Origin of the sequence: Frankia sp. AgKG'84/4, from assembly GCF_023242965.2 — a bacterium.
In the GTDB taxonomy this organism is placed as follows: Bacteria; Actinomycetota; Actinomycetes; order Frankiales; family Frankiaceae; genus Frankia.
In genome coordinates, this window is sequence record NZ_JALKFU020000260.1 from 1 (window position 1) to 7,136 (window position 7,136).

The following is a 7,136-nucleotide window of genomic DNA, read 5'->3' on the forward strand; positions in this document are numbered from 1 at the left end:
CGCACCGTCACGGCGCCCCCCCCCGCCCCGCCCCCCCCCCCGCCCCCCGCCCCGACGGACTGCTCGGGCCAGTCCACGGCGTAACGCTCGAAGGTGACGTGCTCGCCGACAAGCTGCATCACCGCGTTCGTCGCGTCGGCGACCCGCGTACCGGTGAGCCCGGCGGCGGTGAGGTCCGCGGCGATGGCCCAGCGGGCCGGGCCGAGCAGGTCGAGCAGGACGCCGCGCTGGTGGGCGAGCTCGACCAGCCAGCGATGCCGGTCGATGTTGGCCGCCACCGACGCCGCGGTCGACAGGATGCGCTCCGCGGGCGAGGCCCCCGCGGTGTCCACCGCCCCGAGGATGCCGCCGGCCCGTTCGACAATGGCGTCGAGAAGCGCCTCACGGTTACCGACGTGCCAGTAGATCGCGGTCGGCGCGACCGCCAGCTCGGCGGCGAGGCGGCGCATCGAGAACCGCCGCACGCCCTCGCGTTCCAGCAGCGCCGCCGCGGCGTCGAGAACGCGGGCCGGGGTGAGGGATTCACGCACGGTCCGCATGTTACCGACCAGCCGCTCCCGACAGTTTCATTTCCCCTGCCGGGAGCGACCGACCCCCGGCCGGGCAAGGACCTTAGCGCCTTCTATATGGCCTCAACATCAGAAGTTCTCAGTACTACTCTCATCCGAACCGCGACAATCCCAGCCGCGACAACCCGAACGAGAGGGAAGGGCGAATGAGCGCGCAGGAACTGGTCGACGGACTCGGCTACCTGATCAATGGCCGGCTGGTGCGCAACGACGAGACGTTCCCGGTCGACGAGACGTTCCCGGTCGAGGACCCGTCGACCGGCGAGGTGTTCGCCCAGCGCCCGGCCGCGACCCTCGCCCAGGTGGACGAGGCCATGGCCGCCGCGAAAGCGGTGCTGGAGGTCGCCCCGAACATCCCCTTCGGCGGCCGCAAGGCCAGCGGCATCGGCCGCAACAACGGCCAGGTCGGCATCGACGCCTACGCCGAGCTGCAGACCCGCATCTTCTACAAGGACCCCGACCGGGTCTGACGGCGCCGGGCACGGCGCGGGGCGGCACGGCGCGACATACGGGGACAAGTAGGCAGATATGGCGGAAAGGTGGGGTACGTGGCAACCTGGGTGGGACAGTACTGTCTGAACGTGGCGGACCTGGAGCGGACGGTGACGTGGTGGAGCGCGCTGGGCCTGCGCGAGACCAGCCGGACCGAGATCCCGGACGCCTTCGAGGCGATCATGGAGAACCCGTCCGGCGGCGGGAAGTTCCAGATCGCGCAGCAGAAGGCTCAGCGGGGCCCGGTGAATCTGGGCACCGCGTTATGGAAGCTGTACGTGAACACGCACGACATTAACGCGACGTTCGCCAGCGCGGTGGCGGCCGGCGCCGAGATCGTCACCAAGCCCGAGCGCCTCGACCGCTGGCCGGTATCGATGGCGTTCGTCCGCGACCCCGACGGCCGCCTCGTCGAACTGGTCGAGCGCCACCCGTGGCCGCAGGGCTCGCCCACCGAGCCGTGGCTCGGCCAGTACTGCGTCTACGTCGCCGACCTGGACGCCGCCGTGGCCCGCTACGAGAGCCTCGGGCTGGCCTGCACGAGCCGCACGGAGATCCCCGACGCCCGGGAGGCGATCGTGGCGACCCCCGGGCGCGGCGGGTCGATCCAGCTCGCGCAGCGCACCGACGGCGCCCCGGTCGAGCAGGGCGACGGCGTGTGGAAGCTCTACCTTCACACGGACGACTGCGAGGCCACGCACGCCGCGGGCCTGGCCGCCGGTGGGACCGAGGTGATGGCTCCGCTGCGCCTGGAGCGCTGGCCGACCATCGTGTCCTTCTACACCGACCCGGACGGCTACCTCATCGAGATCGTCCAGCGGCTGCCCTGATCCGCCGGCCAACGACGGCCAGCGACCACCCGAACGACACGGAGGACATCCCATGGCACAGGCCCGGCTCAGCATCTTCTACCCGGCCACCGAAGGCGCGACGTTCGACCACGACTACTACCGGGACGTCCACATCCCGCTGTGCGAGAAGACGTGGAGCCCGCTGGAGATCCGCGTCGACCGCGGGGTCAGCGGCCCGCACGAGGCCGCGGTGCACTTCACCTTCGCCTCTGTCGACGACCTGAACGCCGCGCTCGGCTCGCCGGGCACGGCGACCCTCGGGGAGGACACCCCCAACTACACGACGCTGTCCCCCACCATCCAGATCAACGAAGTCGTCCGCTAGCAGGCGGCTTCTCGTGGATCAAGGAAGTCAACTAGGCTTCATGATCCATCGTTGGTCGGCATGAGATCACCGATGCCGCGTGGGCGCGGATCGAGCAGTTGTTACCGAAGGATCCACCGCGGGGTGGCCGCTGGTCGGACCACCGCAAGATCCTGAACGGATCCTGTTCCGTGAGCGCACGGGTGTGCCCTGGGCAGATCTCCCGGAGCGGTATTCATGGCCGACGGTCTACAACTGGTTCCGCCGCCGGTCGTTGGACGCCACGTTCGACCGGATCCTCGACCACGTCGTTGTCAAAGGCGACGCGGTCGGGGCGGTCGAGTGGGAGGTGTCGATCGACTCGTCGATCGTGCGTGCCCACCAGCACGCCGCGGGTGCCCCGCATGCGGTCCCGAAGGCCCGAACGGGCATCGGCCCATCAACGGGCACACCGCGGACACCGCCCAGCGGGCGGAAGCCCTCGGCCGCCCTCGGGGCGGCTGACCAGCAAGATCCATGCCGCGGTCGACGGTCAAGGCCGCCCCCTGTCCCTGCCGCTGACCGCCAGGCAGATCAACGACTTCACCCAGCTCGAGCAGGTCATGGACGGTATCCGGGTACGACGCGACGGACCGGGCCGGCCACGGACCCGCCCTGACCACGTACTCGCGGACAACGGATACAGCTCGAGGGCGATCCGCGAGGAACTGCGCCGCCGCAACATCGGCCACACGATCCCCGCACACGATCCCCGCACGCGATCCCCGCACGCGACGACCAGAAAGCCAACGCAAACGGCGAGGATCCGCCGGCGGACGCCCACCGACATTCGACACCGAGCGATACAAGCACCGCAACGTCGTCGAACGGTTCTTCAACCGGCTCAAGCAATGGCGCGCACTCACGACCCGGTACACCCAGCGCGTCCACTACTACCGCAACGAACTCACACTCGCCGCGACCTTCACCTGGCTCGAAGATCCACGAGAGACTGCCTGGCGGGACCGACGGGAGCGGGCGGGTTTCCCTGCTCGCCTGCTCGTCTGCTCGCCGATCTACCTACAGCGGCCCCACGGCCGACACCTGACCCGAGAACACCACGACCCGCCGAACGGTGATCGCCATGCCCCCGCCGCGAGACCACGACGGTCACACCGCTCCCACCCCGGCCGAGACGCGGACCTGCGCGCACCTCTCACCCGCCCGACATCACCCCCAGCCACCAGCCGCCGTCGGGCGCGCGTGCCTGCGCTGCCGCGGGCCGCTTTGATAGGTACAAATCGGACCCGGAGCCCCTCAAAAGCGGCCCGAAGCCCCCCTCCCACACCGAGCCGACACATCCGACCAGCGGCAGTCACCCACAGTGCCGCAGACGGCCCGGCCCGGCACGGCACGCCGCGCCGCGCCGCGCGGCTGGGAGTGTCCTCGGGTGGGTCCTTCTCCGACCAGCCGCAGGCCCACGGGAAGCGAACTGGCCGTCGACGTCGTGGCGGCGGCGGCGGCGGCGGACCAGCCCATTGGATCCTGATAGGCGTGCGACACGACACCTGCTGTCGTTCGATGGCGGGCGGGACCGGACCACTCTCAACGAGGAGCGTGCGACGTGCGACGGGATCTGTTCGAGGCCGAGCACGAGGCGCTGCGGGAGACGGCGCGCACCTTCGTCGGGCGGGAGATCGTCCCCCATCAGGACGGCTGGCTGCAGCGGGGCCCAGTCGACAGGTCGGCCTGGCGCGCCGCGGGCGCCCAGGGGCCGCTGGGCATCGCCGCCCCGAACGAGATCATGAATGAGATCATCGGCCGCGATCTCGCCCGCCAGCACCGCGCGGAGGGCTGAGCCCGTGCCGGCCGATCCCGCGGCGCCCACCCGGTCCCCCGCCGGAGCGAGCGCGCGGCGCGACCTCCTCTCGCGGCGTGACCTCGACTTCCTGCTCTACGAGTGGCTCGACGTCGCGGCGCTCACCGCCCGGGAGCGCTTCGCCGAGCACGGCCGGGAGACCTTCGACGCGGCGCTCGACCTCGCCGAGCAGGTCGCCGCCGAACATTTCGCCCCGCACAACCGGCTCGCCGACGCGTGCGAGCCGACGTTCGACGGCGAACGGGTGGCGCTCATTCCCGAGATCGGCGCGGCGCTGGCGGTGTTCGCGAAGACGGGTCTGCTCGGCGCGGCGATGGATGCCGGCGTCGGCGGCGCGCAGCTGCCGTCGGTGGTCGCCAGTGCCTGCCTCGCGTTCCTCCAGGCGGGCAACGTGGCGACGTCCGCTTACCCGTTCCTGACGATCGCCAACGCGAACCTGTTGCTCACCCACGGCGGCGCCGAGCTGGTCGAGACGTTCGTCCGGCCGATGCTCGACGGGCGCTTCCTGGGCACGATGTGCCTGTCGGAGCCGCAGGCCGGCTCGTCGCTGTCGGACATCACCACGCGCGCCGAGCGGCGCCCGGATGGCGGCTACCGGATCTTCGGCAGCAAGATGTGGATTTCCGGCGGAGATCATGAGCTGTCGGAGAACATCGTCCATCTGGTGCTCGCGAAGATCCCTGGCGGGCCGCCCGGGGTGAAGGGCATCAGCCTGTTCGTCGTGCCGAAGTGGCTGGTCGGGGCGGACGGGGCCCGCGGCGAGCGCAACGACGTCGCCCTCGCCGGCCTGAACCACAAGATGGGATTCCGCGCGACGACGAACGCCCTGCTGAACTTCGGCGAGGGCCGGCATGCCCCCGGCGGCGAACCGGGCGCGGTCGGTTATCTCGTCGGCGCGGAGCACCACGGCCTCGCGTACATGTTCTCGATGATGAACGAGGCCCGCATCGGGGTCGGCGCCGGCGCGATGGCGCTCGGCTACACCGGGTACCTCAAGTCGCTGCGTTACGCCCGGGAGCGTCCGCAGGGCCGACCGCCGGCCGGCAAGGACCCGGCGTCCCCACAGGTGCCGATCATCGAGCATGCCGACGTGCGGCGGATGCTGCTGGCGCAGAAATCCTACGTCGAGGGGGCACTGGCGCTGGTCCTCTACGCCGGCCGGCTGCTCGACGAGGAGCGCACGGCGGCCAGTGCCGGCGCCCGCGAGCGCGCGCACCTGCTGCTCGACACGCTCACGCCGATCGTGAAGAGCTGGCCGTCGCAGTGGTGCCTGGCCGCGAACGACCTCGCCATCCAGGTCCACGGCGGCTACGGGTACACCCGCGAGTACGACGTCGAGCAGCACTACCGGGACAACCGGCTGAACCCCATCCACGAGGGCACCCACGGCATCCAGGCCCTGGACCTGCTCGGCCGCAAGGTCAGCGCCCGAGGCGGCGCCGGGCTGACCGCGCTGGTCGAGACGATCACCGCGACCGTCCGCGCGGGCAGGGCCGCCGGCGGGGAGCTGGCCGCGTTCGCCGCGGCACTCGCCGCCACCACCGGCCGGCTCGTCGAGGTCACCGCGGCGCTCGGCGCCGAGCCGGACGTCAACACCCGTCTCGCCAACGCCACCGTCTACCTGGAGGCCGCCGGGCACACCGTGATCGCCTGGCTGTGGCTGGAACAGGCGCTGGCCGCCCGCGGCAAGGACGGGGCGTTCTACGACGGCAAGCGGGCCGCCGCCCGCTACTTCTTCCGCTGGGAGCTGCCGCGCACCGGCCCGCAGCTCGACCTGCTCGCCGACCAGGACCGCACCACCCTCGACACCGACCCGGCCTGGTTCTGACCGCCTACCCCTGGCTGGGGATGCGCAGCGCGGCGGACTGGCCGGCGGTGGCGAGCAGCCGGCCGTCCTCGTCGAACAGCCGGGCCGCCAGCTGGGCGACGCCGCGCACGAACGCCTCGACCCGTACGTCGATGAGCACCCAGCCGCCCACCGGGCCGGCCGGCAGCGCGCGGGCAAGCCGGATGCTGTTGTCCAGGCTCGACACGTAGGTCGCCCGACCCAGCGCCACCGACACCGCGACCGGGGCGAAGTCCGCGAGCACCGCCAGCGTCACCGCCGTGACCGGCATCGGCTCCCGCAGGCGCAGCCACAGCGCGCTGTGCCCGTCCCCCGCCTGGTCTTGCTGACCGTCGGCGCGGTCGGACCGCGGCGCCGGGAACGCCCAGCGCTGCTCGACCCGGCCGTGCATGCCCTCGGCGGCCGGACGGTGTGCCGGCAGCGGACGCACGGCACCGTGTTCCGGCGGGTGGACCCCAGCCGGCGGCGCGACCAGGCGCGGTTCGCCGTCGCCGTCCGCAGGCGCTTGCGCCTCGCCCAGCGGGCCGGCGCCGCGGCCACCGAAGGTCCCGGTGGCGATCACGGCGAGGCGGCCGTCGACCGTGCCACGGATGACGGCCTGGGACATGCCGCGGCCGCGACGGCCGGGTTCGACGACGAGGTCGAGCCGTTCGCCGACCCGCAGCGGGCTGATGTACTGCAGGGTCGCCCACAGCGCGGGACGTTCCAGGACCTGCTCGCCGACGGCGATCGCGGCGGCGAGGCCGGCGCCGCCCCACAGCGTCCCGTTCGTGTTCCGCAGCGGTCCGGCGATCGGCAACTCGCCACGCCCGCCCAGTACATCCACCCGCAGCCCGAGCAGGTCACGCGCCACCGGCTCCGTCGACACCGCCAGCTCCGCGGATCCCGCGAGCTGTACGGATTCTCCCGGCTCCACGGATTCTCGCGGCTCCACGGATTCTCGCGGCTCCACGGATTCTCGCGGCTCCACGGCCTCCGCCACCTCACGCACGCCGGTCAGCGCGGCCACCCCGCTCCCGTCTCCGTCCACCACCCGAGCGGTGGCCGATCCCATCCTTCGTACTACAGAAGGACCTGCGACGGGCCGCGGCGGATGCGCGCGCAGGGCTCGGTCACGGTGCGACCGGATACCCGGGTGCCGTCCGCCCAGGCCCGGCCGCGCCGGGGTGGCGGGCCGTCACGGGCAGGGAGGGGCCCAGGCCGAGCGGCGGGGTGT

Annotated in this window: 9 protein-coding genes; 7 read left to right on the forward strand and 2 right to left on the reverse strand. The window is 72.1% G+C overall.

Annotation, left to right across the window (positions count from 1 at the left end; translation table 11 throughout):
* The coding region (locus tag MXD58_RS16140; RefSeq protein WP_250609480.1) for a TetR/AcrR family transcriptional regulator at nucleotides 1-539 on the reverse strand (539 nt) is incomplete at its 3' end.
* A gap of 176 nt (nucleotides 540-715) precedes the next feature.
* Between MXD58_RS16140 and MXD58_RS16145 the strand changes: the two genes are divergently transcribed.
* The 7 genes from MXD58_RS16145 (at nucleotide 716) to MXD58_RS16170 (ending at nucleotide 5,902) form a co-directional block, all read left to right on the forward strand.
* Nucleotides 716-1,039 (forward strand): hypothetical protein, encoded by a 324-nt coding sequence (locus tag MXD58_RS16145; protein WP_248840431.1) that lies wholly within the window; start codon nucleotides 716-718, stop codon nucleotides 1,037-1,039.
* 78 nt (nucleotides 1,040-1,117) lie between these two features.
* Complete coding sequence (locus MXD58_RS16150) at nucleotides 1,118-1,891, forward strand: VOC family protein (RefSeq protein WP_248840432.1); 774 nt, start codon at nucleotides 1,118-1,120, stop codon at nucleotides 1,889-1,891.
* A 52-nt stretch (nucleotides 1,892-1,943) separates the two neighbouring features.
* Nucleotides 1,944-2,237: an EthD family reductase gene (locus MXD58_RS16155; RefSeq protein ID WP_248840433.1), complete on the forward strand. Its 294-nt coding sequence runs from the start codon at nucleotides 1,944-1,946 to the stop codon at nucleotides 2,235-2,237.
* Nucleotides 2,238-2,421: 184 nt separating this feature from the next.
* Nucleotides 2,422-2,874 (forward strand): hypothetical protein, encoded by a 453-nt coding sequence (locus tag MXD58_RS31700; RefSeq protein WP_518478164.1) that lies wholly within the window; start codon nucleotides 2,422-2,424, stop codon nucleotides 2,872-2,874.
* Nucleotides 2,768-3,334, forward strand: a complete 567-nt coding sequence (locus MXD58_RS31705) for a transposase (RefSeq protein ID WP_518478168.1) — start codon at nucleotides 2,768-2,770, stop codon at nucleotides 3,332-3,334. The genes MXD58_RS31700 and MXD58_RS31705 overlap by 107 nt, the downstream gene beginning before the upstream one ends.
* A 485-nt stretch (nucleotides 3,335-3,819) precedes the next feature.
* On the forward strand, nucleotides 3,820-4,053 hold the full coding sequence (locus MXD58_RS16165) for an acyl-CoA dehydrogenase family protein (RefSeq protein WP_248840434.1): 234 nt from the start codon (nucleotides 3,820-3,822) through the stop codon (nucleotides 4,051-4,053).
* 4 nt (nucleotides 4,054-4,057) lie between these two features.
* Nucleotides 4,058-5,902 (forward strand): acyl-CoA dehydrogenase, encoded by a 1,845-nt coding sequence (locus MXD58_RS16170; RefSeq protein ID WP_248840435.1) that lies wholly within the window; start codon nucleotides 4,058-4,060, stop codon nucleotides 5,900-5,902.
* A gap of 4 nt (nucleotides 5,903-5,906) precedes the next feature.
* Here MXD58_RS16170 and MXD58_RS16175 read toward each other — a convergent pair whose 3' ends face one another.
* Complete coding sequence (locus MXD58_RS16175; protein ID WP_250609482.1) at nucleotides 5,907-6,929, reverse strand: acyl-CoA thioesterase; 1,023 nt, start codon at nucleotides 6,927-6,929, stop codon at nucleotides 5,907-5,909.
* Nucleotides 6,930-7,136: the final 207 nt, after the last annotated feature.